The organism is Janibacter sp. HTCC2649 (assembly GCF_000152705.1).
GTDB lineage: Bacteria > Actinomycetota > Actinomycetes > Actinomycetales > Dermatophilaceae > Knoellia.
Window position 1 is genome coordinate 1,609,775 of sequence record NZ_CH672413.1, and the last position, 25,276, is coordinate 1,635,050.

22 protein-coding genes are annotated in these 25,276 nt (G+C 68.0%); 11 read left to right on the forward strand and 11 right to left on the reverse strand.

What is annotated here, in order from left to right; translation table 11 throughout:
- Positions 1-35 precede the first annotated feature (35 nt).
- Positions 36-1,118 (reverse strand): succinyl-diaminopimelate desuccinylase, encoded by a 1,083-nt coding sequence (dapE, locus tag JNB_RS07575; RefSeq protein ID WP_009775849.1) that lies wholly within the window; start codon positions 1,116-1,118, stop codon positions 36-38.
- Between the two features lie 36 nt (positions 1,119-1,154).
- The gene (locus tag JNB_RS07580; RefSeq protein WP_009775850.1) at positions 1,155-1,619 is read right to left on the reverse strand and encodes a barstar family protein; all 465 of its coding nucleotides are present in this window, start codon (positions 1,617-1,619) and stop codon (positions 1,155-1,157) included.
- 36 nt (positions 1,620-1,655) lie between these two features.
- Here JNB_RS07580 and dapD point away from each other — a divergent pair, with 36 nt between their 5' ends.
- From dapD to JNB_RS07600, 4 genes are all read left to right on the forward strand, one after another.
- On the forward strand, positions 1,656-2,579 hold the full coding sequence (gene dapD / locus JNB_RS07585; RefSeq protein WP_009775851.1) for a 2,3,4,5-tetrahydropyridine-2,6-dicarboxylate N-succinyltransferase: 924 nt from the start codon (positions 1,656-1,658) through the stop codon (positions 2,577-2,579).
- A complete protein-coding gene (locus JNB_RS07590) occupies positions 2,579-3,460 on the forward strand; it encodes a hypothetical protein (protein WP_009775852.1) in 882 nt (293 codons plus the stop codon). The genes dapD and JNB_RS07590 overlap by 1 nt, the downstream gene beginning before the upstream one ends.
- Positions 3,461-3,621: 161 nt before the next feature.
- Positions 3,622-4,203 (forward strand): TetR/AcrR family transcriptional regulator, encoded by a 582-nt coding sequence (locus tag JNB_RS20380; RefSeq protein ID WP_009775853.1) that lies wholly within the window; start codon positions 3,622-3,624, stop codon positions 4,201-4,203.
- A 92-nt stretch (positions 4,204-4,295) separates the two neighbouring features.
- A complete protein-coding gene (locus JNB_RS07600) occupies positions 4,296-6,650 on the forward strand; it encodes an MMPL family transporter (RefSeq protein WP_009775854.1) in 2,355 nt (784 codons plus the stop codon).
- Positions 6,651-6,737: 87 nt separating this feature from the next.
- On the opposite strand, the gene JNB_RS07605 is transcribed toward JNB_RS07600, so the two are convergent.
- The 3 genes from JNB_RS07605 to fdxA form a co-directional block, all read right to left on the reverse strand.
- The gene (locus tag JNB_RS07605; RefSeq protein ID WP_009775855.1) at positions 6,738-8,036 is read right to left on the reverse strand and encodes a citrate synthase; all 1,299 of its coding nucleotides are present in this window, start codon (positions 8,034-8,036) and stop codon (positions 6,738-6,740) included.
- A gap of 101 nt (positions 8,037-8,137) precedes the next feature.
- Positions 8,138-9,274 (reverse strand): succinyldiaminopimelate transaminase, encoded by a 1,137-nt coding sequence (gene dapC, locus JNB_RS07610; protein WP_040883649.1) that lies wholly within the window; start codon positions 9,272-9,274, stop codon positions 8,138-8,140.
- Between the two features lie 10 nt (positions 9,275-9,284).
- Positions 9,285-9,614: a ferredoxin gene (gene fdxA / locus JNB_RS07615; RefSeq protein WP_009775857.1), complete on the reverse strand. Its 330-nt coding sequence runs from the start codon at positions 9,612-9,614 to the stop codon at positions 9,285-9,287.
- Positions 9,615-9,634: 20 nt separating this feature from the next.
- On the opposite strand from fdxA, the gene JNB_RS07620 reads away from it, so the two are divergent.
- Complete coding sequence (locus tag JNB_RS07620; RefSeq protein WP_158306128.1) at positions 9,635-10,684, forward strand: GNAT family N-acetyltransferase; 1,050 nt, start codon at positions 9,635-9,637, stop codon at positions 10,682-10,684.
- Between the two features lie 7 nt (positions 10,685-10,691).
- On the opposite strand, the gene JNB_RS07625 is transcribed toward JNB_RS07620, so the two are convergent.
- Genes JNB_RS07625 through JNB_RS07650 form a run of 6 tightly spaced genes read right to left on the reverse strand, consistent with a single transcriptional unit; the run spans position 10,692 to position 18,056 of the window.
- Positions 10,692-12,407, reverse strand: coding sequence for a VanW family protein (locus JNB_RS07625; protein WP_050766591.1), 1,716 nt, complete (start codon positions 12,405-12,407; stop codon positions 10,692-10,694).
- Between the two features lie 39 nt (positions 12,408-12,446).
- On the reverse strand, positions 12,447-12,962 hold the full coding sequence (locus JNB_RS07630; protein WP_009775860.1) for a flavin reductase family protein: 516 nt from the start codon (positions 12,960-12,962) through the stop codon (positions 12,447-12,449).
- The gene (gene mshB, locus JNB_RS07635; RefSeq protein ID WP_009775861.1) at positions 12,959-13,825 is read right to left on the reverse strand and encodes an N-acetyl-1-D-myo-inositol-2-amino-2-deoxy-alpha-D-glucopyranoside deacetylase; all 867 of its coding nucleotides are present in this window, start codon (positions 13,823-13,825) and stop codon (positions 12,959-12,961) included. The genes JNB_RS07630 and mshB overlap by 4 nt, the downstream gene beginning before the upstream one ends.
- Positions 13,822-15,633 carry an ABC transporter substrate-binding protein gene (locus JNB_RS07640; protein ID WP_148232350.1) on the reverse strand — a complete coding sequence of 604 codons (1,812 nt, stop codon included), beginning with the start codon at positions 15,631-15,633 and terminating at the stop codon, positions 13,822-13,824. Before JNB_RS07640 ends, mshB begins: the two co-directional genes overlap by 4 nt.
- 40 nt (positions 15,634-15,673) lie before the next feature.
- Entirely contained in the window at positions 15,674-17,575 is a 1,902-nt protein-coding gene (gene typA / locus JNB_RS07645) for a translational GTPase TypA (RefSeq protein WP_009775863.1), read from the reverse strand.
- A 25-nt stretch (positions 17,576-17,600) separates the two neighbouring features.
- Entirely contained in the window at positions 17,601-18,056 is a 456-nt protein-coding gene (locus JNB_RS07650; protein WP_009775864.1) for a (deoxy)nucleoside triphosphate pyrophosphohydrolase, read from the reverse strand.
- Positions 18,057-18,249: 193 nt separating this feature from the next.
- Here JNB_RS07650 and JNB_RS07655 point away from each other — a divergent pair, with 193 nt between their 5' ends.
- The 6 genes from JNB_RS07655 (at position 18,250) to JNB_RS07680 (ending at position 25,206) form a co-directional block, all read left to right on the forward strand.
- Entirely contained in the window at positions 18,250-19,923 is a 1,674-nt protein-coding gene (locus JNB_RS07655) for an ABC transporter substrate-binding protein (RefSeq protein WP_009775865.1), read from the forward strand.
- A 101-nt stretch (positions 19,924-20,024) separates the two neighbouring features.
- The gene (locus JNB_RS07660) at positions 20,025-21,035 is read left to right on the forward strand and encodes an ABC transporter permease (protein WP_040883651.1); all 1,011 of its coding nucleotides are present in this window, start codon (positions 20,025-20,027) and stop codon (positions 21,033-21,035) included.
- A gap of 5 nt (positions 21,036-21,040) precedes the next feature.
- Positions 21,041-22,057, forward strand: coding sequence for an ABC transporter permease (locus tag JNB_RS07665; protein WP_237700630.1), 1,017 nt, complete (start codon positions 21,041-21,043; stop codon positions 22,055-22,057).
- Positions 22,058-22,064: 7 nt separating this feature from the next.
- Positions 22,065-23,090, forward strand: coding sequence for an ABC transporter ATP-binding protein (locus tag JNB_RS07670; protein WP_009775868.1), 1,026 nt, complete (start codon positions 22,065-22,067; stop codon positions 23,088-23,090).
- Positions 23,087-24,244 carry an ABC transporter ATP-binding protein gene (locus JNB_RS07675; RefSeq protein WP_009775869.1) on the forward strand — a complete coding sequence of 386 codons (1,158 nt, stop codon included), beginning with the start codon at positions 23,087-23,089 and terminating at the stop codon, positions 24,242-24,244. The genes JNB_RS07670 and JNB_RS07675 overlap by 4 nt, the downstream gene beginning before the upstream one ends.
- A 104-nt stretch (positions 24,245-24,348) precedes the next feature.
- Positions 24,349-25,206, forward strand: a complete 858-nt coding sequence (locus JNB_RS07680; RefSeq protein ID WP_009775870.1) for a trypsin-like serine protease — start codon at positions 24,349-24,351, stop codon at positions 25,204-25,206.
- The last annotated feature ends 70 nt before the right edge of the window (positions 25,207-25,276 follow it).

Genomic DNA, 25,276 nt, shown 5'->3' on the forward strand with positions numbered 1-25,276 from the left:
GTCGCTGCGTCAGTCACGAGATCAACCTAGGCGAGTCAGGCGAGCCACCGGAGCATGGCGGCCTCGGAGGACACGAGCTGTTCGATCGGGCAGCGCTCTTCGTCGTGGTGGGCGAGGTTGGGGTCGCCGGGGCCGAAGTTCACGGCCGGCACCCCCATGGCCTGGAAGCGGGCCACATCGGTCCACCCCTGCTTGGCAATGACGTCGACACCGAGGGCCTCGACGAAGGCCCTGGCCGCGGGCAGGTCGAGCCCTGGTCGCGCTCCGCCGGCGTTGTCGGTGATCTCGAAAGTGAGGCCGTCGAAGACCTCGTGCATGTGCGCGACCGCCTGCTCCTCGCTGGTGTCCGGCGCGTAGCGGTAGTTCACGCTCACCGTGCAGCGGTCGGGAATGACGTTGCCGGCGATGCCGCCGGAGATGTTCACGGCGTTGAGGGCCTCGCGGTACTCAAGGCCGTCGACCATCACGGTTTTCGGCTCGTATGCCGTGAGCCGGGTGAGAATCTCGGCTGCGTCGTGGATGGCGTTGTGACCGTTCCACGGCCGGGCCGAGTGGGCGGCCGCGCCCTTGGTGGTGAGGTCGATGCGGAGCGTGCCCTTGCAGCCACCTTCGACGATCGCGCCGGTCGGCTCGAGGAGCACCGCGAAGTCGGCATCCTCGATGAGGTCGGGCCGTTGCTGCTGCACGTGGAGCAGCCCGTTGAACTCGCTCTCGATCTCTTCGCCTTCATAGAAGACGTAGGTGACGTCGCGGCTCGGTGCGGGAACCGTTGCGGCGAGGCGCAACTGGACGGCGACCCCGCCCTTCATGTCGACGGTGCCACGACCCCAGAGGACCTCGCCCTCACCCTCGCCACCGGGCAGGCGCTTGGTCGGGAGGTTCTTCGGATCGGTCAGTGGCACGGTGTCGATGTGTCCCGCGAGCACGACTCGCTCGTCATGACCGAGCTCGGTGCGAGCGACGACAGTGTTGCCAATGCGCGTGATCGTGAGGTGCTCGAGAGGTCGCAGCGCCTCCTCGATCGCGTCGCAGACGGCGGCTTCGTCCAGGCTCACCGACTCGATGTCGCAGAGCGCAGCGGTGAGGGTGACTACATCGGCAGTGAGGTCGAGCGGCATACGCAGACCCTACCGACGGCGTATTCGCCATGCTCGTCAGGTGGGCCGGTCGAAGTCGTCCCCGTCACCAACGACGAACAGGTCCATCGTGATCTCTGCCGTGTTGCGCGGGTTGAGGGTCGGCATGTCACCGACCTTGCACTCCAGCAGGCCCCACACCATCTCGGCGGTGCTGGCCGGTGCCGCTGCCGCGGCGATGTCGAGATCGCGCCAGATCACTGCGAGGCGTATGCCGTCGTGCTGGGTCACCCAGTGCCCGAACGCATCGTTGAACGCATCCCAGTTGGGCCCGGCCCAAGCGGCGAGGTCGAAGACCTCGTGGAGGTGCGCATGGGCGCTGGCCCTGGTCGTCATGCGAGAACCTTCGAGGATGACGCGTTCGTAGTCCCACCGGTGGAGGAACGCATCGAGCTCCTCCTGCCCGTCGACGTGGATGCGCCACAGCGGACCCGAAGTCAGCCATGGCAGCTCGGAGCGGATCGGCGGTCGCGGGAAGGGCATGATCGGAGCCTAGAGTCGGGCTCTAGGCTTGGCGTCATGACCGCGCGCACCGCACACGGCTTCGGCCTCCTCACCCTCCATGGCGACAGCGTCCTCGACGCCTGGTTCCCGGCACCCGCCCTGGGCGACGCCGGCGACGCCCAGGAGCCGAGCGAGCTGACCGCCCTGGCCGGGTCGGACGATGTCCGCGGAGTGACCCGTGAGGTGCGCCTCGTCGAGATTGACCTCGACGCCGCTCCGGCGGACACGGCCGATGGGTGGTTGCGTCTTCACCTGCTGTCCCACCGTCTCGCGGCGCCCAACTCGATCAACCTCGACGGCCTGTTCGGCGCGCTCACCAACGTCGTGTGGACCAGCCAGGGGCCGTGTGCCGTCGAAGGCTTCGAAATGACCCGCGCGGCGATGCGCGCACGCGGTCCCGTGCAGGTCTTCGGCATCGACAAGTTCCCGCGCATGACCGACTACGTCGTGCCCTCCGGTGTGCGCATCGCCGACGCCGACCGGGTGCGCCTGGGCGCGCACCTCGCCAGCGGCACGACCGTCATGCACGAGGGCTTCGTCAACTTCAACGCGGGCACGCTCGGCACCTCGATGGTCGAGGGGCGCATCTCGCAGGGCGTGGTCGTCGGCGACGGATCCGACATCGGTGGTGGCGCTTCGACGATGGGCACGCTCTCCGGAGGAGGCACCGAGCGCGTGTCGATCGGCCAGCGCTGCCTGCTCGGTGCGGAGTCGGGCCTGGGCATCGCACTGGGTGACGACTGCGTCATCGAGGCCGGGCTCTACGTCACCGCGGGCACCAAGGTGACGATCCCGGACGGTTCGGTCACCAAGGCCAGCGAGCTCTCCGGCCAGTCCAACCTGCTGTTCCTGCGCAACTCGGTGACCGGCACCGTGGAGGCTCGCCCCCGCGACGGCCACGGCATCGTCCTCAACTCCGCACTCCACGCCAACGACTGATGCGTTCGACCCGCGGCCGAGTCACCCTCGCCGAGGAGCAGCCCCGTCGCGGCCCTCGGTGGATCGCGCGCGTCCTCATCCTCTCCTTCGTCGCCCTTGTCGGACTGGGAGCCTGGTTCGGTGGGCGAGGCCTGTTCCAGAGCGTCCTCGGCCCCCGCTGCCAGGCGACCGCCGGCGGCAACTCGGTCGACTTCGACCCCGAGCAGATGAGCAACGCCGCCACCATCACCGCGATTGCCCTCCACCGGGGCCTTCCCGCCCGCGCCGCGACCATCGCACTGGCGACGGCGATCCAGGAGTCCAAGCTGCGCAACATCCGCTACGGCGACCGCGACTCGGTGGGCCTGTTCCAGCAGCGCCCGTCCCAGGGCTGGGGCACGGTCGAGGAGATCCTCGACCCCGAGTACACGACCAACAAGTTCTACGACGCCCTCGTCAAGATCAAGAACTGGGACAGCGACACCATCACCGTCGTCGCCCAGAAGGTCCAACGCAGTGCCTACCCCGAGGCCTACGCCGACCACGAGCAGGAGGGTCGCATCCTTGCCTCCGCGTTGGCCGGCCATTCCCCCCGCGGCGTCGCCTGCCGCCTCGACGACCCCGAAGGTGAAGCCGATGTCGCCCTCGTGGGGCGGCTGCTCGACAACGAGTACGACCTGAAGTCCACGGCCAGCGAAGGCACCCTGACCGTCAAGGCCCCCAGCGACCAGATCGCGTGGTCCATTGCGTCGTGGTCGGCCGCCAAGGCCGTGGACACGGGCATCACCGGTGTCACCATCGGCGACCGTCGCTGGACCCGCGGTCGGGACTCCGACGCCTGGGAGTGGAAGCCCACCGACTCCCCCGCCCCCTCCCGTCAGGTCATCCTTCACCTCAGTTAATGCTGGCTGGCTCACGCGCGCGCATGCCGTGCGCTCGCCTTGGGTCGCGTGTCATAACCGGTGCGCCGCAATCCCATCCGCGCTGCGCGCGTAGAAACGCACTTCACGCTCCCCGGCGCATGGGAGTTGCACTTTCGACGACACGAGTGCAAACTTGCACTATGGCCTCAGGAAGTGCAGTTTCGCGTCGGGAGCAGACGGCTCGCCGGATCTCTCGGTGCGCGCAGGATCTGGCCATCGAGCACGGCTTCGAAGGGTTCACGCTCGAGGAACTCGCCGAGAAGGTCGGGGTGTCGCGGCGGACGTTGTTCAACTACTTCCCCGGCAAGGAAGCTGCCGTTCTCGACAGCCCCGACTGCATCAGGCCAGATGACCTTGCGGTGTTCGTGGCCGGAGGGCCGGAAGGGCACTTGCTGCGGGACCTCGGCCATCTGGTGGTCAACATCTACACCCGCCAGGAGCCGACGAAGGCTGACTGGCACCGCGTCCACGCGCTGTTCGAGCGCAACCCGCGGCTCATCTCCGTCGCCAAGGAACGCTTCGAGGTGATGGTCACCGAGGTCCGCCAAGCGACCGAGGAACGCGAAGGTCTGCCACAGGGGAATCGGCGCGCTCGCATCGCGGTCGCGCTCATTGCGGGCATCTTTCAGGACACGTTGCAGTCGTTCCTCACGGACGACGACGGCGACTTCCCCACCGACTTCATGGCTGGTGTCGACGAAGCCACCCGCCTTCTCGCCTGACCCGTCTGTCCGACAGCGCAACCAAGAGCGCAGCCGCGCGGACCGTTCAGGTTCTCACCACTCACACACCTCCACCAAGGAGCAGCTTCGCCATGGCGACTTATCTCTATCGACTGGGCCGGACGGCATACCGCCGTTGGCCGTACTTCATCGCGGCCTGGCTGGTCGCGCTCGTCGCCATAGGGGGCGTCGCGACGTCGATCTCCAAGCCGATGATCGACAAGTTCTCCATCCCCGGCATCCCATCCGAGCAGGCGGCGCAGCTCCAGCAGGAGCTCTTCCCGCAGACCGGTGATGCCTTCGACCAGGCCACGGCCACCGTCGTCATCGCGGCGCCCGAGGGCCAGAAGCTGTCGGACCCGACGAACACTGCCAAGGTGAACGCGCTCCTCGCCGACCTCAAGGCCCTGCCACAGATGCCGGCCGAGGGTACTCCGGGCGCGGCCCAGCTCGTCAGCCCGGTCGATGCCGCAGCAGGTCAGCGCGAGCAGATGCTCAAGGCTGCGACCGAGCAGGGCACGCCCGCAGCAGAGGCCGAGGCCAACGCCGCCGCCCTGTCGCCGCTGAGCGCTGACGGCCGGATCGGCACCATCACCTGGAGCTTCGACGTCAAGACCGTGACCGACGTCGAGCCGGCCACGCAGGACGCCGTCCTCGCCGCTCTCGAGACGGCGCGTGACCAGGGCCTGACGGCCGAGGTCAACGGCGCTGGCATGCAGAGCTTCGCACCGCCGGGCGGCACCTCCGAGCTCATCGGACTCGCCATCGCCGCACTCGTCCTCATCCTGACGTTCGGCTCGCTCGTGGCCGCTGGCCTCCCCCTCGTCACCGCGGTCATCGGCGTCGGCATCGGCTCCCTGCTCGTCGTCGGCGCGACGGCGTTCTGGGACCTCGGCACGATGACGCCGACGCTCGCCACGATGCTCGGCCTCGCCGTGGGAATCGACTACGCCCTGTTCATCCTCAGCCGCTACCGCAGCGAGCTGCGGCACACCGACGACCGTTCCGAGGCCGCTGGACGCGCCCTGGGCACCGCTGGCTCGGCCGTCGTGTTCGCTGGCCTCACCGTGATCATCGCGCTCTCAGCGCTCTCCCTCGTCAGGATCCCGTTCCTCACGACGATGGGTCTCGCTGCGGCGGCCACGGTCTTCGTGTCGGTGCTCATCGCCCTCACCCTCACGCCGGCCATCCTCGGCATGCTCAAGGGCAAGGCCTTCGCCGGTCGGGTCCGCAAGGAGAAGAACGACGAAGGTGAGGTCGTCAACAACGGCGTCCGCTGGGCCCGCCTCGTGGGTCGCGCGCCGGCGGCCTTCGCCGTCCTCGCAATCGTTGTCCTCGGCGCTCTCGCCATCCCCATGAAGGACCTCCACCTCGCTCTGCCGTCCGACTCGACCTCGCCGGTCGAGACGACGCAGCGCAAGGCCGCCGACCTCATGACCGACGCCTTCGGTGCTGGCCGTCAGGGGCCGCTCGTCCTCGTGGTCGACGGTCGCGACATCAGCGACCCCGCCCAGCGCCCTGCGGCCTACGGCAAGGTCGTCACCTGGGCCGCTGGCCAGGCCGACGTGGCCAACGCCCAGATCGTCGGCATGAACGAGGACAGCACTGGCGCCCAGATCCTCATCACGCCCCAGAGCGGTCCGGACGACGCAGCCACCCTGACCTTGCTCGACGACCTGCGCGGCACCAGCGCAGACATCGAGGCCCAGACCGGCACCACGGTCGGCGTCACCGGCCTCACCGCCATCCAGACCGACGTCTCCGAGAAGCTCCAGAGCGCGCTGGTCCCCTATCTCGCGGTGGTCGTGGGCCTGGCCTTCATCCTGCTGATGATCGTCTTCCGCTCCATCCTCATCCCCCTCACGGCGACCCTCGGGTTCCTGCTGTCCGTGCTCGCCACCCTCGGTGCGACGATCCTCGTCTTCCAGGAGGGTGTCGGCGGGTTCTTCGACGGCGCACCGCTGATGAGCTTCATGCCGATCCTCGTCATCGGCATCGTCTTCGGGCTCGCGATGGACTACCAGGTCTTCCTCGTGACCCGCATGCGTGAGGCGTTCGTCCACGGCGACACGGCACCTGCGGCCGTCGTCGACGGGTTCCGCCACGGCGCCCGCGTCGTCGCGGCAGCCGCGGCCATCATGATCTCGGTCTTCGCCGCGTTCATGCTCCAGGACGAGCCGCTCATCCAGTCGATCGGCTTCGCCCTCGCGGCCGCCGTCTTCTTCGACGCGGTGATCGTGCGCATGACCCTCATCCCCGCCCTCATGTACCTCATGGGCGACAAGGCCTGGTGGCTGCCCGCCTGGCTCGACCGGATCCTTCCGAACGTCGACGTCGAGGGCGAGAAGCTCGGCCGTCCGGGGCAGAAGCCCGCTGCCGAGACCCTCGAGGACACGAACGAGCCCGAGGAGCGCGAGCTCGTCGGTGCCGGTCGGCACCGCAGCTGACCCCACGGCACACACGCGAAAGCCCCGTCCTGCACGAAGCAGGACGGGGCTCTCGCGTATGCCGGGTGGCCGGCCGACGCTCGTGCGTCAGCGACCGCTGATGGCGCGGTAGTCGCGCTCGGTCTCACCGATGTAGATCTGGCGCGGTCGGCCGATCTTGGTGTCGGGGTCCTCGATCATCTCGCGCCACTGCGCGATCCAGCCGGGGAGGCGACCCATGGCGAACAGGACCGTGAACATCTTGGTCGGGAAGCCCATCGCCTTGTAGATGAGGCCCGTGTAGAAGTCGACGTTCGGGTAGAGCTTGCGCTCGATGAAGTAGTCGTCCTCGAGCGCGACCTGCTCGAGCTTGAGGGCGATGTCGAGGAGCGGGTCGCGGACGCCGTCCTTGGCCAGGATGGAGTCGGTCGTCTTCTTGATGATCGCCGCGCGCGGGTCGTAGTTCTTGTAGACCCGGTGCCCGAAGCCCATGAGCTTGACGCCGTCTTCCTTGTTCTTGACCTTCTTGACGAAGGTGTCGACGTCGCCACCGTTCTGGAGGATGCCGTCGAGCATCTCGAGGACGGCCGAGTTCGCGCCACCGTGCAGCGGACCGGAGAGGGCGTGGATGCCCGCGGAGACCGAGTTGAACAGGTTGGCGTGGGCGGAGCCGACCAGCCGCACGGTCGACGTCGAGCAGTTCTGCTCGTGGTCGGCGTGCAGGATGAGGAGCTGGTCGAGCGCCTTGACCATGTCGGGGTCGATGTCGTAGTCCGTGGCCGGGACGCCGAACGTCATGCGCAGGAAGTTCTCGGTGAGGGAGAGCTCGTTGTCCGGGTAGAGGAACGGCTGGCCGATGCTCTTCTTGTAGGCGTAGGCCGCGATCGTCGGCAGCTTGGCGAGGAGTCGGATCGTCGAGATCTCGACATGCTCCTTGTCGAACGGGTCGAGGCTGTCCTGGTAGAACGTGCCGAGCGCGGACACCGCGGAGGACAGGACCGGCATCGGGTGCGCGTCGCGCGGGAAGCCGTTGAAGAACGCCTTGAGGTCCTCGTGCAGCATCGTGTGCTGACGCACGCGCTCGGTGAAGTTCTCGAGCTCGGTCGCCGACGGGAGCTCGCCGTAGATGAGCAGGTAGGACGTCTCGAGGAAGTTCGACTTGTCGGCGAGCTGCTCGATCGGGTAGCCGCGGTAGCGAAGGATGCCTGCGTCACCATCGATGTAGGTGATCGCACTGTTGCACGAGGCCGTGTTGACGAACCCAACGTCGAGGGTGGTGTCGCCGGTCTCCTTGAGCAGGGTGGAGATGTCGTATCCGTTGTTGCCCTCGGTGGCCTTGATGAGGGGGAACTTGAGTTCCCTGTCACGGACCTGGAAGGTCGCGCCAGCGGCTGCGTCTGTGCTCATCGTGTCTTCAATCCTCACGTCTCGGGCGAGGTCGCAGTGGGCGTCGCTCGCGCACCATTGACGCTACCTCAGACCCCGGGAACGACGAAAAGAGCGTCCGCTCAGCCGGCCGAGAGGCGCTCTGCGGCCGCCCGGATCCGCTCGTCGGACGCGGTGAGAGCGATGCGCACGTGCTGCCGGCCGGCGGTGCCGTAGAACGTGCCGGGAGCGGCGAGTATGCCGTGCGCGGCCAGACGCTCGAGCGTCACCCAGGCGTCCTCTCCGGCTGTCGCCCAGAGGTAGAGACCGGCCTCGCTGTGCGTGGTCTCGAGTCCGAAGGCGCGCGCCCCGGCGAGGAGGGTCTCGCGGCGGGCGGCGTACACGGCCTTCTGGGCAGCGACGTGCTCGGCGTCGCTGACGGCGGCCGTGAGGGCCGCCTGGACCGGCCAGGGAACGATCATGCCGGCGTGCTTGCGCACCTCGAGGATCTGCTTGACGAGGCGCGGGTCGCCCGCGACGAAGGCGGCGCGATAACCCGCGAGGTTGGACTGCTTCGAGAGGGAGTAGACGCAGAGCAGACCCTCGTGCGACCCACCGGTCACCCGCGGGTCGAGGATCGACGGCGTCGTCGGCGCGGTCGCGCCATCGCGATCGGTGCGCCAGTCGAGCTCGGCGTAGCACTCGTCACTCGCGACGATGACACCGTGCTGACGGGCCCACGCCACGACCTTGGCCAAGTGGTCGACGCCGAGCACCTGCCCCGTGGGGTTGCCAGGAGTGTTGAGCCACAACAGTTTTGGTGTCGTGGACGGGGTGAGCGGCCCCAGGGCAGCGAGGCCGTCGACGACCTGCGGAGTCGCGCCGGCGAGGCGAGCGCCGACGTCGTAGGTCGGGTAGGCCGCGGACGGGAACCCCACGATGTCGCCGGCACCCAGCCCGAGAAGGGTCGGCAGCCAGGCCACGAGCTCCTTGCTGCCGATCGTGGGCATGACGCCATCCGGATCGACGTCGGGCACCCCACGACGGGTCGCGAACCACGTCGCCACGGCCTCGCGCAGTGCCGGCGTGCCCCACGTCTGCGGGTAGCCGGGCGCGTTTGCGGCAGAGCGCAGCGCCTCCTGGACGACCTCGGGCGTCGGGTCGACCGGCGTCCCCACGGACAGGTCGACGAGACCCAAACCGTCCGGTGTGGCAACAGAACTCGCCCGCTCCTTGACCGGAGCGAGCGAGTCCCAAGGAAAGTCTGGAAGGTGGAGCAAGGCGGTGAGGTCAGCCCTCGTCGTGGATCTGCGGCGGCAGGTCCGCAATGAGCGGGTGGTCCTTGTTGATCAGGCCCATCTTGGCGGCTCCACCGGGGCTACCGAGGTCGTCGAAGAACTCGACGTTGGCCTTGTAGTAGTCGGCCCACTGCTCAGGAGTGTCGTCCTCGTAGTAGATCGCCTCGACGGGGCAGACCGGCTCACACGCACCACAGTCGACACACTCGTCGGGGTGGATGTAGAGCGATCGCTCTCCTTCGTAGATGCAGTCGACCGGGCATTCCTCGATGCAGGCCTTGTCCTTGAGGTCAACACAAGGCTGCGCGATCACGTACGTCATGCGGCCATAGTATGCCGGGCGTGCCTGCCTCTTTCGACGCCGTCCACATAGGAGCTCGTGTCGTCGTCCGAGCGCGTCTCGATCCTCGCCGCGAAGCGCCCTACGACGGGCCGTCGATGACCGACGCCGTCGGGACCCTCGTGTCGCGCACGGACACCGAAGTCGTGGTCGCCACCCGGCGCGGCGACGTGGTCATTGCGCGCGACCGCATCGTCGCCGCGAAGGAGATTCCGCCCAAGCCGAGCCGTCGCGGCTCGCCCCACCTCGCGATCTCGATGGCCGACCTCCAGCGGGTCATGGGTCCGAGCTGGGGCGCTCTCGAGCGCGAACGACTCGGAGACTGGGAGCTGCGCGCCTCCGAAGGATTCACCCAACGTGGCAACTCGGTCCTTCCCGTGGGCGACCCGGGTGTTCCCCTCGCGGACGCCGTGGACCGCATCGAATCCTGGTATGCCGCCCGCGGCCTCCCAGGTCGGGTCTCCGTCACCGGGCCGGTCGGTTTTGACCCGACGACGGACCCGCTCGGCGCCGAGGTGCTGTCGCGTGGATGGGTCGCTGCCAGTCGCACCCTCAACCTCACCGCGTCGACGGAGCGGGTCGCCGCAGCTGATCCCGGAGGCCCGGACGTCCAAGCAAGTGACGACCTCGACGACGCGTGGTTCGCGGCCTATGGGCTGAGCCGGTCAGGGGTCCCTGAGAGCGCAGTCGGTGTGCTGAGCGGCAGCCCGCGCCAACGCTTTGCCAGCGTCGCCCTCGGTGGAGGGCTCGCCCAGAAGCTCGGCCTGAGCAGGCCCGGCACCCAAGCGCCGCGGCCGGTCGCCATCGGCCGACTCGGCATCGCCCACGGGTGGGCTGGTCTCGGGGCAGTGTGGACCGACCCGGGGTTCCGGGGACGCGGACTCGCCGCGCACCTCACGTCGCACCTGGCCGCCGAGGCGCACCGGGACGGCATCCACCTCATGCACCTGCAGGTCGAGGCGGACAACGCCCCGGCGATCCGGCTCTACGAGCGCCTCGGGTTCGAGAGGCACTCGAGCTATGTCTACCTGACCGGCCCAGAGCCCGACTGAGCGGCGACTACTTGGCGTCCGGGTGCGTGCAGGTGACGTCGTCCTCGGGGTTGTAGTGGGTGTTGAACGCCTCTGTCCTGAGGGTGGCACCACCCTGCTTGAAGATCCTGGTCACGGTGACGTCGAAGCCGGGAGTCGGGTTCTGCGTGATGCACTTCGGTGACGGATCGGTGATCTTCTTGGGCGTGACGACGTTGCGGCGAGGGCTCTTCGTTGCCACGATGTCCCACTTCTTGGTGCCGTAGAACGACACGGTGATCTGACCCCCCGATGAGCTCGAGCGGATGACGATGCCGCCGTCGGTGGTGTTGGTCCAGCGGTTGTCGGGGTAGGGGAACGAGATCGTCGCCTCGCGGCCCTCCGGGTAGCGGGAGATGTAGAAGCCGTGAGCCTGGTACTGCTCGAACTTCACCCCCGCGAAGAACGCCGCGTTGAACAGGGTCGTGGAGACCTGGGAGATGCCGCCGCCGTAGTTCTCGCTGAGACGACCTTCCGAGATGACACCGCCCTTGACGTAGCCCTTCTCAGGGGTGCGCTTCCCGAGGACGCCGTTGAGGCTGAACGTGGCGCCCGGGGCGACATAGGTGTTGTTGAGCGTGCGTGCGGCGAGCCGGATGTTGCTCACCCGTCCACCGCCATTGGCCGGGAAGTGCGTGGTGAAGGTCGAGATCATGCCCTTGGGCAGCGTGGCCTTGGCCTGCTCGGTGGTGAACTTCGGCTGCGACACGGTGACCGGGATGATCGCCGCCCGTTCGGGCGAGGTCAGCGCGGCCGTCACCGGAGCAACGATCTTGGTCGGGTCGAGGGCCACACCCGTCTTCGACGGGACGACGGCGGGCTGCCCGCTCGCGTACGACACGGTGGCATCCGTGGCCTTCGCGGTGGCATCGGCCTTGTCGGCGGCCGCGGTCACGGCCGCGATGATGATCTTGTCGTCGAACTTCGGCGTGATCTTGCCGTCAGCGTCGGCTGGGAAGGTGATGCCGGCGGCGAGCGACGCTGCGCTGATCTCGAACGTCTTGTCCCCGGCCTTGACGGCGATCGGGCCCGACACCGCCTTGTCCGCGAACTCGGTCTTGACCCGCTGCAGCTCCTCGGCGGACACGGCGGGGGTCGACGCGGTGACAGGAGCCACGATCGGTGCAGTGCGTGGCCAGGAGTCCGCGATCAGGTCGGCCGTCTTGTCGACCTCGACCGCCTGCCCCTTCACGGGGGCGACCACGGCCACCTTGCCCCCCGCCACGGAGATGCTGCCCTCCTTGGGAGCCACGGCCAGCGCCTGCGCCGCCTTGGTCACGGCGGCCTTGAGCTTGCTGTCGTCGACCTCGGTCTCGAGGCTGCGAGTCGCGCCACCGGTGAGGTGACTGACGAGCTTGACCGGGTTGAGGCTGAAGCCCGTCAGGTCCTCGACGGAGGCATCGAGGTCGATGGCCAGGCCTGCCTCGGCAGGCGCGATCGTGGCCGACTTGCCACCCGCAGTCAGCGCGACCGGTGCTGATCCCCGCTGCGCGACAGCGGTCTCGAGCACCTTGCGGGCCGCCGCCGGATCCAGGCCACCGACCTGGACGCCACCGACCTTGGTGTCAGCAGGCGTGCGCCCACTGGCATAGGCCGCCACACCGACGTATCCGGCCACGAGCAGCACAAAGGCACCCACGAGCACGGCGATGGCGCCCCGTCGGCGTCGGGGTTGACCAGGCTGTTGGTCGAAAGCGTCGGTCATTGCGGTCCTTGGTTCGTTCGGGTTGATCGTCATGAGAGCTCAGGGCAGCGCGGAGTACTGTCCGCGGAAGTGTACGAGGGCGGCGTGCGGATCGCCTCCGAGACGGGCCGCGGCGACCTCCCCCACGATGATGCTGTGGTCACCTGCGGGGTGGACGTCACGCACGACGCACTCAAGGGCGGCGAGTGCCCCGTCGAGCAGGGCGACGCCGCTCGGGCCACGGGTGTGCGGCGCCCGGTCCATCTGCCCCGGCAACGGGCGACCCGGTGTGGCGAACCACGCGGCCAGGCGTCGTTGCTCGGCGGCGAGCACACTGACCCCGAACGTCCCCGACTCGAGGACGGCGTCGTGGAAGCGGGCATCGGTCTCGACGCAGATGAGCAGGAGCACCGGGTCGAGGGAGACGCTCGTGACGGAGTCGGCAGTCAGGGCGTGGTCCTGGCCGGCCGAGGTCGTCGTCAGGACACAGACTCCCTTGGCGACGCGCCCCATCACGTGGCGATAGGCATCGACGTCCACGACGCCCTCGGCGCTCCCCTCGCCCGGCGAGGTCATCGGGGGTCCTCGACAAGACCGGGACGACGACCACCCTCACCCGGGACGAGATCGCCGGTCGCCGGATCGAGCACGGCATAGCCCTCGCGCCCCGCGAGTCGGGAAGCGATGTCGTTGGACAGCGCGAACCAGCCGTCACCGACGACGACCTGGGTGGCGTGGTGACGCAACGCCTCTTCCTGTCGCGTCACGACCTCGGGATCGATGACGGCGTGCGTCACCACCTCGTCCTCGACCACGGACGGTGCCATGGGATCGGAGGGTGACGGCACGGCATACCCGGCATCTCCCGGCACGTGGGAGGCGAGCCACGTACGATCCTCGACCACCCAGGTTCGGGGTGTCAGGGTGACGAAAAGCGTTGGCGCAGAAGGCATCTCGACCAGCGCACCCCGGACGGCATCGTGGACACGGATGTGGTCGGGGTGTCCGTAGCCACCCTCCGAGTCGTAGGTGACGACGACCTCGGGAGCGATCTCGGTGATGGTGGCGCGCATGAGCTCCGCGACCTCGAGGAAGTCGGCACCGGCGAAGGCGCGCGGGTGCTCGAAGGCGGCAGACCCGACCATGCCCGAATCCCGGTATGCCGGCTGGTCACCGTGGGTGCCTGCGCCCAGATAGTGGTGCGTCACGCCGAGGATCGACGCGGCACCCGCCAGCTCGCCCCTGCGATGGTCGGCAAGTGGGTCGCCGGCAGCGCCCTCGAGGTGCGCCAGCTCCGGGGGGATGACCTCGCCTTCCTCGCCGAGTGTGCAGGTGAGGACGTGGACGTCGTCGCCGCGGGCAACGTGGTGCAGGATCGCCACGCCGGTGGCAAGTGTCTCGTCGTCCGGGTGTGCGTGGACGAAAAGCAGGCGAGTCACTGGCGAACCGCGATGTCCGCGAACTCCACGACGCCGCCGATGACCTCGTTGGCCGAGAGATTGCGGACGTCGCTGCCCGCGATGTAGAGGGCCCGACGCTCGGCCAGGCCGATGTAGGCGCCGAGGGTCTGGAGCCGGACATCGAGCGCCGTCCACGCCTTCTCGCGTTCGGAGCGGTCGGGGATCGTGTTGATCCGCGCCATCTCGGCGTTGATCTTGACGTCGTTGAAGTAGCCGTAGTCACGACCGGGTCCGGCCGACGACATGTTGATCGAGCTGTCGAACAGGGCCGGCAGGATCGTGCTCGCCGACGCCCACGCAGGGGCCCAGTTGGACCAGAACACGTCGTAGGCCGAGGCGGCCGCCGGCTGCGCAATGGTCGTGAAGTACTCGTCCTTGAGCGGGGTGAGTGTGGGGGCGAAGCCCGCCTCGGTCCATCCCGCGACCAGGGATGCCATCGCCTTGTCGGCCACGGGGCTGGAGCGGTAGGCGACGCGGATCGGCACCGGGATCGTCAGCCCTGCCTTGCCGAGCAGCACCTTGGCCATCCCGGCATCTCCGCCGTCGCCGGCCTTGAGGGGGTCGCTCTCGTGGGCCGCCGGCAGCACCTCGGGGATGAGGGAGGTCGCCGGTCGCCCTGAGGTCCCGCCGCCGAGGGCGGTCACGTAGGCCTCACGGTTCGTGGCCACGGCCAGCGCCTGACGAGCCTCGACCGTGGCAAACGTCGCACTCTTGAGGTTGGGGACGAGGTAGTCGACGAGGCCGGTGCCTGCCGTGACGGAACGCTCCTTGAGCGCATCGACGGTGAGGATGTGCTGCTGGATGGCCGGTGGAGCCGATCCGAGTGCCACCGCGCTGCGCGAGTTGTCACCGTCGGCCATGATCTGCTGCGCGACGGTCTGGGTCTCGATGCCCTCTTGGTAGTCGATGCGATCGGGGAACGCCCGGCGCACCTCGTCGGTCGAGGCCTTCCAGTGCGGGTTGCGCACCCAGGAGCCGCCGGTCGACGCACGCCAGGGTGCGGACAGCTTGTAGGGCCCGTTGGAGAAGACCGCGAACGTGCCATCGCCGGCCTTGTCGGTCGACTGCTTCACCGGCGCGAACGCCGCCTGGGTCACCATCTCGTTGAAGTCGCTCACCGGTGCACTCAGCGCGAACGTGATCGTCATCCCCCGGCAGGTCACGGCGCTGTTGTAGGCCGCGGCGCCGGCCGCTGCGGCCTGACCGGTGACGTAGGGACCGGTGTAGACCGAGGTGCCGTCGGGCAGCTTCGGCACGTTGAGGACGGCGAGGGCGTCGGTCGACCCGCCGGTGATGACCTTCGTCGCAAAGCTGCGCGAGATGCCGTACTTGACGTCCTCGCAGGTGACAGGGCTGCCGTCCTCCCAGGCGAGCTCGTCACGCAGTGTGAACGACCACGTGGTCAGGTCCTTGTTGGGCGTCCCCGTGTCGGTGGCGAGGTCGCCCACGAGGCGCGCCTGGTTGCGGGTGTCGGTGCTGGGCTGGTACGCGGTGAGCGTGCGCAGGAAGGTGCGTCCGGCGAACGCCGCATCGTCGCGGGCGCCGATGCGCTGCGGGTCCCAGCTGAGCACCGGTCCGAGGGACAGGGCCTTGATGGTGCCGCCGCGTTCGTCCGTGCGGTCATGGGTCGCCGCGACGGCGGGCGTCGAAGGCGAGTCCGCGTCGCCTCCCCCGAGGATGCTGCACCCGGCGGCTCCCCCCATCACCGTCACGACCAGTGCGGCCGTGACGGCCCGGACGCGACTTCGCGCGGGGCGACGTCGGGACCGGGTGGGGAGAGTGCTCAAGAGCGGACCTTCGTGGGAGGCATCGCGGCGATGCCCGGCCTCAGGCCTTGCGGCCGCGCGAGGCCGTGCGGCCACGGACGGTCTGGTCGAGCTCGACCTTGCGGATGCGGACGGCCTCGGGCGTCACCTCGACACACTCGTCCTCGCGGCAGAACTCGAGAGCCTGCTCAAGGGTGAGGCGACGCGGCGGGACGACCTTCTCGAAGTTGTCAGCCGAGGAGGCGCGCACGTTGGTGAGCTTCTTCTCCTTGGTGATGTTGACGTCCATGTCGTCGGCGCGGGAGTTCTCGCCGACGATCATGCCTTCGTAGACCTCGGTCGCGGGCTCGACGAACAGCGTGCCGCGCTCCTGGAGGTTGACCATGGAGTAGGCGGTGACCGGACCGGTGCGGTCGGCGACCAGGGAGCCCGACGTGCGGGTCGTGATGACGCCGAACCACGGCTCGTAGTCCTCGAAGACGTGGTGCGCGATGCCGGCGCCACGGGTGTCGGTGAGGAACTGGGTGCGGAAGCCGATCAGGCCACGCGAGGGCACGAGGAACTCCATGCGGACCCAGCCGGTGCCGTGGTTGGTCATCTGCTCCATGCGACCCTTGCGTGCCGCGAGGAGCTGGGTGATGGCGCCGAGGTACTCGTCCGGGGTGTCGATCGTGAGGCGCTCGACCGGCTCGTGGAGCTTCCCGTCGATCTGCTGCGTGACCACCTGCGGCTTGCCGACGGTGAGCTCAAAGCCTTCGCGCTTCATCTGCTCGACGAGGATCGCGAGGGCGAGCTCGCCACGTCCCTGGACCTCCCAGGCGTCGGGACGCTCGGTGGGCAGGACGCGGAGCGAGACGTTGCCGACGAGCTCCTTGTCGAGGCGGTCCTTGACCATGCGGGCGGTGACCTTGGAGCCACGGACCTTGCCGACCATCGGGCTGGTGTTGGTGCCGATCGTCATCGAGATCGCGGGCTCGTCGACCGTGATGATCGGGAGAGCGATGGGGTTGTCGGCGTCGGCGATGGTGTCGCCGATCATGATGTCGGGGATGCCCGCGATGGCGATGATGTCGCCGGGGCGAGCGGACTTGCCGTCCTCGAGGGGCTTGCGCTCGAGGGCCTCGGTCATGAGGAGCTCGGTGATCTTGACGCGCTCGATGGTGCCGTCGTGCTTGCACCACGCCACCTGCTGACCCTTCTTGATCTCGCCGTTGAAGACGCGAAGCAGGGCAAGGCGGCCCAGGAAGTTGGACGCGTCGAGGTTGGTGACGTGTGCCTGGAGCGGCGACTCGGTGTCATAGACCGGGGCCGGGATCGTGCTGATGATCGTCTCGAAGAGGGCCGTGAGGTCCTCGCCCTCGGGCAGACCACCGTTGTCGGGACGCTCCATGGACGCGCGGCCGTTCTTGGCCGAGGCGTAGACGATCGGGAACTCGATCTGCTCCTCGGTCGCCTCGAGGTCCATGAAGAGCTCGTAGACCTCGTCGACGACTTCCTGGATGCGGGAGTCGGGACGGTCGACCTTGTTGATGCAGAGGATGACGGGCATGTGGGCGGCGAGGGCCTTGCGCAGGACGAAGCGCGTCTGCGGCAGCGGGCCCTCGGAGGCGTCGACGAGCAGGACGACACCGTCAACCATCGACAGACCGCGCTCGACCTCGCCACCGAAGTCGGCGTGACCGGGGGTGTCGATGATGTTGATCGTCAGGCCGTCAGCGAGGCCGGCATCGAGCGCCGCCTTGCCGCCGTAGTGCACTGCGGTGTTCTTGGCGAGGATCGTGATCCCCTTTTCACGCTCCAGGTCACCGGAGTCCATGACGCGTTCGCCAGTGGACTCGACGGTGGCTCGGGCCTCGAAGGCGCCGGCCTCCCAGAGCATCTTGTCGACCAGAGTGGTCTTTCCGTGGTCGACGTGCGCGACGATGGCGACGTTACGGATGTCGTCGCGAGTAGTGATGGGCATGATGCCAAGTGTCTCAGGACTTGGCTCATTGACGAAAACGAAGGCTTTCGGCCATCCTCTCAGCGATCGCAGCGACGATCGGGAGGTCCGCTGGGAGCCACTCCACGGCATACACATCGTCCATCGGGAGCCAGCGCAGCTGGTCGTGGTCCTCGAGCGGCTCCGGGTCACCCTTGGTGATCGTCGCGAAGAACACAGACATGGCGTATGCCGTGCCCAGCGGCCATCGTCCGTGCTCCAGCGGGCCGTCGACCCGGTCCCCGACGCGGACCTCGACCCCGAGCTCCTCGCTGAGTTCGCGATGGAGGGCCTGCGCCGTGCTCTCCCCCGGGTCGACCTTGCCGCCGGGCAGCTCCCAGCCACCCGCGAGCGAGGCCGGTTCGGTCCGCCGGGTGGCGAGGAGCGCCGACGGAAACCGCAGGTCGTCGACGATCGCGGCCGCCACCACCTCGATGGGCGCCTTCGGTTCAGGGGTGCTCATGCCGCAGTTCCTCCTGATCTCTCGGTCTCACTCCGATAAACAATGCGCATGCAGGGGTCGGGGGCGGATGAATGTCGCTATGGTCAACCCGTCCGTCGCAGTGAGGCACGCCACACCCGCTCCACCGCACGGTCGCACCATCCTCCGGGGGTCAACGTGGCCCTCGAGGTTCGCACATCCAAGCGAGGTATCGATGACGTTCAAGCGCAAGGCGACACCGTTCGCCGTGCTGACTGTTGCTGCGCTGGCCCTGACGGCCTGCGCCCAGTCTGACCGTGAAGGCGACGGCGGCTCGACGGCAAGTGGTGACACCAAGGACACCATCACCTTCGGCGCTGCCGGGGCCCCCGAGTTGTTCGACCCCTTCTACGCCACCGACGGTGAGACCTTCCGGGTCACCCGCCAGATGATGGAGGGCCTGGTCGGCATCAAGCCGGGCACCGCGGAGATCGAGCCCGAGCTCGCGCTCAGCTGGACGCCCTCGGCCGACGGCAAGGAATGGACCTTCAAGCTGCGCGACGGCGTGAAGTTCTGGGATGGCGAGGCGTTCAACGCCGAGGCCGTTTGCTACAACATGGAGCGCATGTTCGACCAGAACGAGGTCGCTGCAGGTGGCCCCGCCGGCTACTGGGCCGACGTGATGGGAGCGTTCAAGTCCGACGCCGCCAACGCGCTCTACCAGAGCTGCTCGGCAACCGACGCGAGCACCGCGGTCATCAAGATCAGCCGGTCGACGTCCAAGTTCCCGACCGCCCTGTCGCTCGACTCGTTCTCGATGCAGTCGCCCAAGGCTCTCAAGGCCGGGGACGCCAACAACGTCACCAAGCAGGGCGAGGGCTTCGGCTACCCGGCCTACTCGAAGGCCCCCGTCGGCACCGGCCCCTACAAGCTGGACAAGTACGACGAGGCCAACAAGACGGTCACGCTCGTGCGCAACGACGACTACTGGGGCGACAAGGCCAAGACGGCCAAGCTCGTCTTCAAGATCATCCCCGACGAGGCGACCCGTCGTCAGGAGCTCGAGGCCGGCAGCATCGACGGCTACGACCTCCCGAACCCGTCCGACTGGGGTGGCCTCAAGTCCTCCGGCAACAGCGTCCTCGTCCGTCCGGCGTTCAACATCCTCTACATGGGATTCAACCCGGCGAAGAACCCGAAGCTGAAGGACCTCAAGGTCCGTCAGGCCATCTACTACGCCCTCAACCGCGAGCAGATGGTCAAGACCCAGCTCCCCGAGGGCGCCACGGTGGCGACGCAGTTCATGCCCGACACCGTGTCCGGCTACAACAAGAACCTCAAGGGCTACGCCTACGACGTCGAGAAGTCCAAGGCACTCCTCAAGGAGGCAGGCGCTGAGGGCATGACCCTCCAGTTCGCCTACCCGTCCGAGGTGTCGCGTCCCTACATGCCGAACCCCCAGAAGATCTACGAGGCCCTGCGTGCAGACCTCGAGGCCGTCGGGATCAAGGTCACGGTTGTCACCGCTCCGTGGAACGGCGGCTACCTCGACACCGTCGACAACGGCGGCTACGACGCGTGGCTGCTCGGTTGGACCGGTGACTACGACTCCCCGGACAACTTCATCGGCACGTTCTTCGCCAACCTCAAGGCCAACGACTTCCACACCTCGGCGACGTCCTACGGCGCCCAGCTGTCGACGGACCTGCAGGCCGCGGACGCCATCGTCGACGAAGCCGCGCGTTCGGCCGCCTACGAGAAGCTCAACCAGCAGATCATGGAAGAGGACCTGCCGGGCCTGGCGATCAGCCACTCCCCGCCGGCCCTCGTGGTGAGCAACAAGGTCAAGGGGCTGGTTGCCAGCCCGCTCACCGCCGAGACCTTCTCCTCGGTGACCGTTTCGAAGTGACCCGGATGAGGTGACGTCGTTCACCTCTTCGGCAAGACTGTGGCCGTCCCGGCAGCGTTCGCTGGGACGGCCACAGTCGCGAGTGAAGGAGATCCACCCCTGTGATCAGATTCATCATCCGGCGACTGATCCAAATGGTCGGCGTCGTCATCGTGCTCTCGGCACTGGTTTTCGGCTGGCTCAAGGTTCTTCCGGGCGGCACGGTCGGGGCACTGCTCGGTGAGCGGGCGACGCCGGAGAAGCGAGCCGCCATGGAGAAGGCCCTGGGCCTCGACCAACCGGTCTATGTGCAGTACTGGGAGTTCGTGAAGCGTGCGGTCCACGGTCAGTTCGGGGCCAGCACCTCGGTTGCGCCCGGCACGGACGCCTTCGACGTCTTCCTCACTCGCTTTCCTGCCACGATCGAGCTGGCCTTCTGTGCCCTCGTCATCGCCGTCGTCCTCGGGATCCCGCTCGGCTACCTCGCGGCCCGCCGCAGGGGGTCATGGTTCGACAACGTGTCGATCGTCAGCTCGCTCGTCGGCATCGCCGTGCCCGTCTTCTTCCTGGCCTTCATACTCCAGTACATCTTCGCCGTGAAACTGCACTGGCTCCCGGTCTCCGGGCGCCAGGACCCGGACGTCAATGGGACCCGGATCACAGGCTTCTTCATCCTCGACGGCCTGTTGACACGGGAGTACGACGCCTCCTGGAACGCCCTCAAACACCTCATCCTGCCCTCCATCGCGCTGGCGACGATCCCGTTCGCCGTGATCTTCCGGATCACCCGCGCCTCGGTGCACGAGGTGCTTGACGAGGACTACGTGCGCACGGCCGAGTCCAAGGGCCTCACGAACCGGATCATCCGCGGACGCCACGTCCTGCGCAACGCCCTGCTCCCCGTCGTCACGACGATCGGCCTCCAGACCGGTGGTCTCCTCGTCGGCGCCGTGCTCACGGAGCGCGTCTTCTCATGGGGAGGGATCGGGGACGCCCTCGCCCTGGCGTTCACCAGACGTGACTACGCCGTCCTCCAGGTGTGCATCCTCATGGCGACGGTCACCTTCGTCGTCGTCAACCTGCTGGTCGACATCGCGTATGCCGTGATCGACCCCCGAGTGCGGACGAGGTGACTCGCGTGCCCAACCCCCTGGACCCCCGCAACAAGAAGGACCGGATCGATTCCCTCGCCGAGACGGCGGCCGGCACCCCGGCCTCCCCCGGCCTGCAGGGTGGGAGCGCCGTCGACACGATCGACGACGCAGGTCGGGTCAGCGAGTCCGCTGGCGTGTCGCTCTTTGCGAGCGCCTGGAGCCGGTTGCGCCGCAACCCGGTCTTCCTCCTCGGTCTGGCCATCACGACCGCCTTCGTGCTGCTCGCGATCTTCGCATCGTGGATTGCCCCACACGACCCTGCGGCACGTCTGCTCATTGACGAGGTCCGCCCCCAGACCAACCCGATCCCCGCGGCCCGCGACGGTTTCCCGCTCGGTGCCGACAACATCGGGCGAGACATTTTCTCCCGTCTCATCGTCGGCAGCCGTCAGACCCTGTTGGTCGGTGTCCTCGCCACCGCGTTTGGCCTTCTCGGCGGCCTCAGCCTCGGCACCCTGGCCGGCGCCTTCGGTGGCTGGGTCGACTCGGTGGTCATGCGGGTCGTCGACGTCATGCTGTCGATCCCGTCGCTCCTGCTGGCCTTCTCGATTGCAGCAATTGCGGCTCGGCCGAGCCAGTGGACGGTGATCATCGCCATCGCGGTCGTGCAGGTTCCGGTCTTCGCGCGGCTGCTGCGTGGGTCGATGCTTGCCCAGCGCGCGAGTGACCACGTGCTGGCGGCGCGGGCCCTGGGTGTGAAGGAGTCGGCCATCGTCTTCCGGCACATGCTGCCGAACTCGCTGGGCCCCGTGATCGTCCAGTCGACCCTCGTCGTCGCGACGTCCATCATCGACGCGGCCGCCCTGTCCTTCCTCGGTCTCGGCAACCCCGACGACCGCCAGCCCGAGTGGGGCCAGATGTTGGGCGCCTCCCAGGCGTACATCTACGACCACCCGGCCCTCGCCATCTGGCCGGCGGTCTGCATCATCGTCGTCGCGCTGGGATTCACCCTCATGGGCGAGTCGTTGCGCGAGGCCCTCGACCCCAAGAGCCGGAGGTGAGCTCCCGATGACCGACATCATCAGCAGCACCCAGTCCCACACCCGGGGCAACGACGACGAGCCACTGCTGTCGGTACGCGACCTCACGGTCACGTTCCAGCGGCACGGCGACGAACCTTTCGTCGCCGTCGACAAGGTGAGCTTCGACCTGCGACCGGGCGACACCCTCGGCATCGTGGGCGAGTCCGGTTCGGGCAAGTCGGTGACCTCGCTCGCGATCATGGGCCTGCTCCCCGATCGGGGCGTGCGCGTCGAGGGCGAGGTCCTCTACAACGGCCAGGACCTGCTCAAGCTCAGTCCGACGCAGATGCGTGACCGCCGCGGCGCCGAGCTCGGCATGATCTTCCAGGATCCGCTGTCGTCGCTCAATCCCGTTGTCCCCATTGGCCTTCAGGTCACCGAGGTACTCGAGCGGCACCGTGGCCTGTCCCGCAAGGCCGCGACTCCTCTGGCCCGCGAGATGCTCGATCGCGTCGGGATCCCCGACCCCGACCGGCGCCTCAAGGACTACGCGCACCAGCTGTCAGGCGGGATGCGCCAGCGCGCCCTCATCGCCATGGCCCTGGCCGCCTCACCACGAGTGCTCATCGCCGACGAACCGACGACGGCGCTCGATGTGACCATCCAGGCGCAGATCCTCGCGGTCCTCAAGGACCTCGTCGAGGACACCGGCACGGCGCTCATCATGATCACTCACGACCTCGGCGTCGTCGCGGGTCTCGTCGACACCGTGAACGTCATGTATGCCGGCCGGGTCGTCGAGCGGGCGGATCGCCACCCGCTCTTCGCCGAGCCGCGCCACCCCTACACGGCCGGCCTGCTGGCCTCGATCCCCCGACTCGACGGCTCTCGCGGCGAACGACTTCGTCCGATCCCGGGCTCGGTCGCGGACAACCTGCCGTGGACGAGCGCATGCGCCTTCGCGCCCCGTTGCTCCCAGCCGATCGACCAGTGCGTTGCGCAGACACCGGAGCTCGTCGAGCACGGCGACCGCGCCCTGCGCTGCTTCAACCCCATGGAGGTGCCCCGATGAGCGAGGCGACACAGACCGCGAAGGCCGAGCACACGGCATACGACGGAGAATTCCTGGTCGACGCCAAGGGCATCAAGGTCCACTTCCCGATCAAGCGTGGAGTGATCTTCGACAAGACCATCGGTCACGTCTACGCGGTGGACGGGGTGGACCTGCAGATCCGCACCGGCGAGACCTACGGGCTCGTGGGCGAGTCGGGTTCGGGCAAGTCCACGCTCGGCCGGGCCATCCTCAACCTCGAACCGCCCACGGCGGGCACCGTCGAGTTCGATGGCGTCGACATTGCCTCGCTCAAGGGCGAGACGCTGCGGCACAAGCGCCAGGACATCCAGATGGTGTTCCAGGACCCGATGGGCAGCCTCGACCCGCGCCAGACCGTCGAGTCCCTGCTGCTCGAGGGCATGAAGGCCCACGGGCTCGCCAAGGACGGAGCTCAGGCCAACAAGAGGCTGCGCGAGCTGCTGCAGGCCGTCGGGCTGCCCGTCGCGGCTCTCAAGAAGTACCCGCACGAGTTCTCCGGTGGCCAGCGGCAGCGCATCGGCATCGCCCGCGCCCTGTCGGTCAACCCCAAGCTCATCGTCGCGGATGAGCCCGTGTCGGCCCTCGACGTGTCGGTGCAGGCTCAGGTCATCAACCTGCTCGAGGACCTGCAGGAGGAGTTCGGACTGACCTACCTCGTCGTCGCCCACGACCTCGCCGTCGTGCGGCACATCAGCGACCGGATCGGGGTCATGTATCTCGGAGGGATCTGCGAGGAGGCCGACGCGGACGACCTCTACGCCCAGCCGCTGCACCCCTACACCCGGGCCCTGATGTCGGCCGTGCCGGTGCCGGACCCGCTGGTGGAGGATCGGCGCGAGCGGATCATCCTCACCGGCGACCTTCCCTCACCGTCCAACCCGCCCAAGGGTTGCCGGTTCCACACCCGCTGCCCCTGGCGGCAGGAGACCAAGTGCGACACCGAGCGACCCGTGCTGCGCATCCCGGACCTCCCCGGCATCGCCACGAGTCACCGCGTGGCGTGCCACTGGACCGAGCAGATCGAGTCCGGTGAGATCCAGTCGCACGAGGTGAAGGCGCAGCTCGTCGAGCAGCACGACGCCGACGGCGAGGTCGACCTCATCGGCCCTGCCTCCATCTCGGAGGCGTTGTGAGTTCTCGGCCTTTGTGACCAATCGCCCTCATGGGAGCCGTCAACCCGGCATCATCGCCGACAGCACCATCACTCCCTGAGCACGACCACTGACCTGGAGGTCACATGAACATCCGACGCATCGCCGCTGCGGCTGCCATCGCAGCAGGGCTCGTCGCTGGGCCGGCCCTGGCCGCCCAGGCCATCACCGGTGGCCAGCCCGACGGTGAGGGCCACCCCAACGTCGCCCTCATCGCCTTCTACGACGCGACCGGCCGATTCCGCTGCACCGCCAGCCTCGTCTCCCCGACCGTCCTCGTGACGGCCGCCCACTGCACTGACGGCACCCTGGGCAAGACCGCGGTCACCTTCGACACCCACATCGCCGATGCTCCGCCGTCGCCCCTGCCGACCGCCGCTGACATCACAGCGGGGTACACCTCGGCAGAGCTCAAGGCTGCTGGCTACTACTCCGGCACAGCGCACACCCACCCCGCGTACTCCGACTTCACCGACCTCAAGAACTGGAATGACGTGGGCGTCATCGTCCTCGACGAGCCGATCACCTCGATCGCCCCGGTCAAGGTCGCACCGTCGGGCTTCCTCAACCAGTTCACGCCCAACGTTCTCAACCAGACGCTCTTCACGTCGGTCGGCTACGGCACCGAGGTGCGCCAGGCTGCGACCGGACCGAAGAAGCCCACGCCCCAGTCGTACCCGCTCCTGCGCCGCGTCACCGACGAGAAGGGTCAGAAGCTCACGCCGCAGATCCTCCAGGTCAACGGCAACGAGAACGACCCGTTCGGAGGCGGTGGCACCTGCTTCGGTGACTCCGGTGGCCCGACGTTCAAGGGTGGCTACCAGGTCACCGTGACGTCCTACGGCTACACGAGCAACTGCCGCTACCTCGGTGGTCTGCAACGCATCGACATCCCCGTCGTCCAGACGTGGCTTGCCGAGTTCGGTGTCGCACCGGCGGCCTGACCCACACCTGACGGCCCATCTGGCCGTACCCAGCGAGGCCGGCTCCGCATGCGTGGAGTCGGCCTCGCTG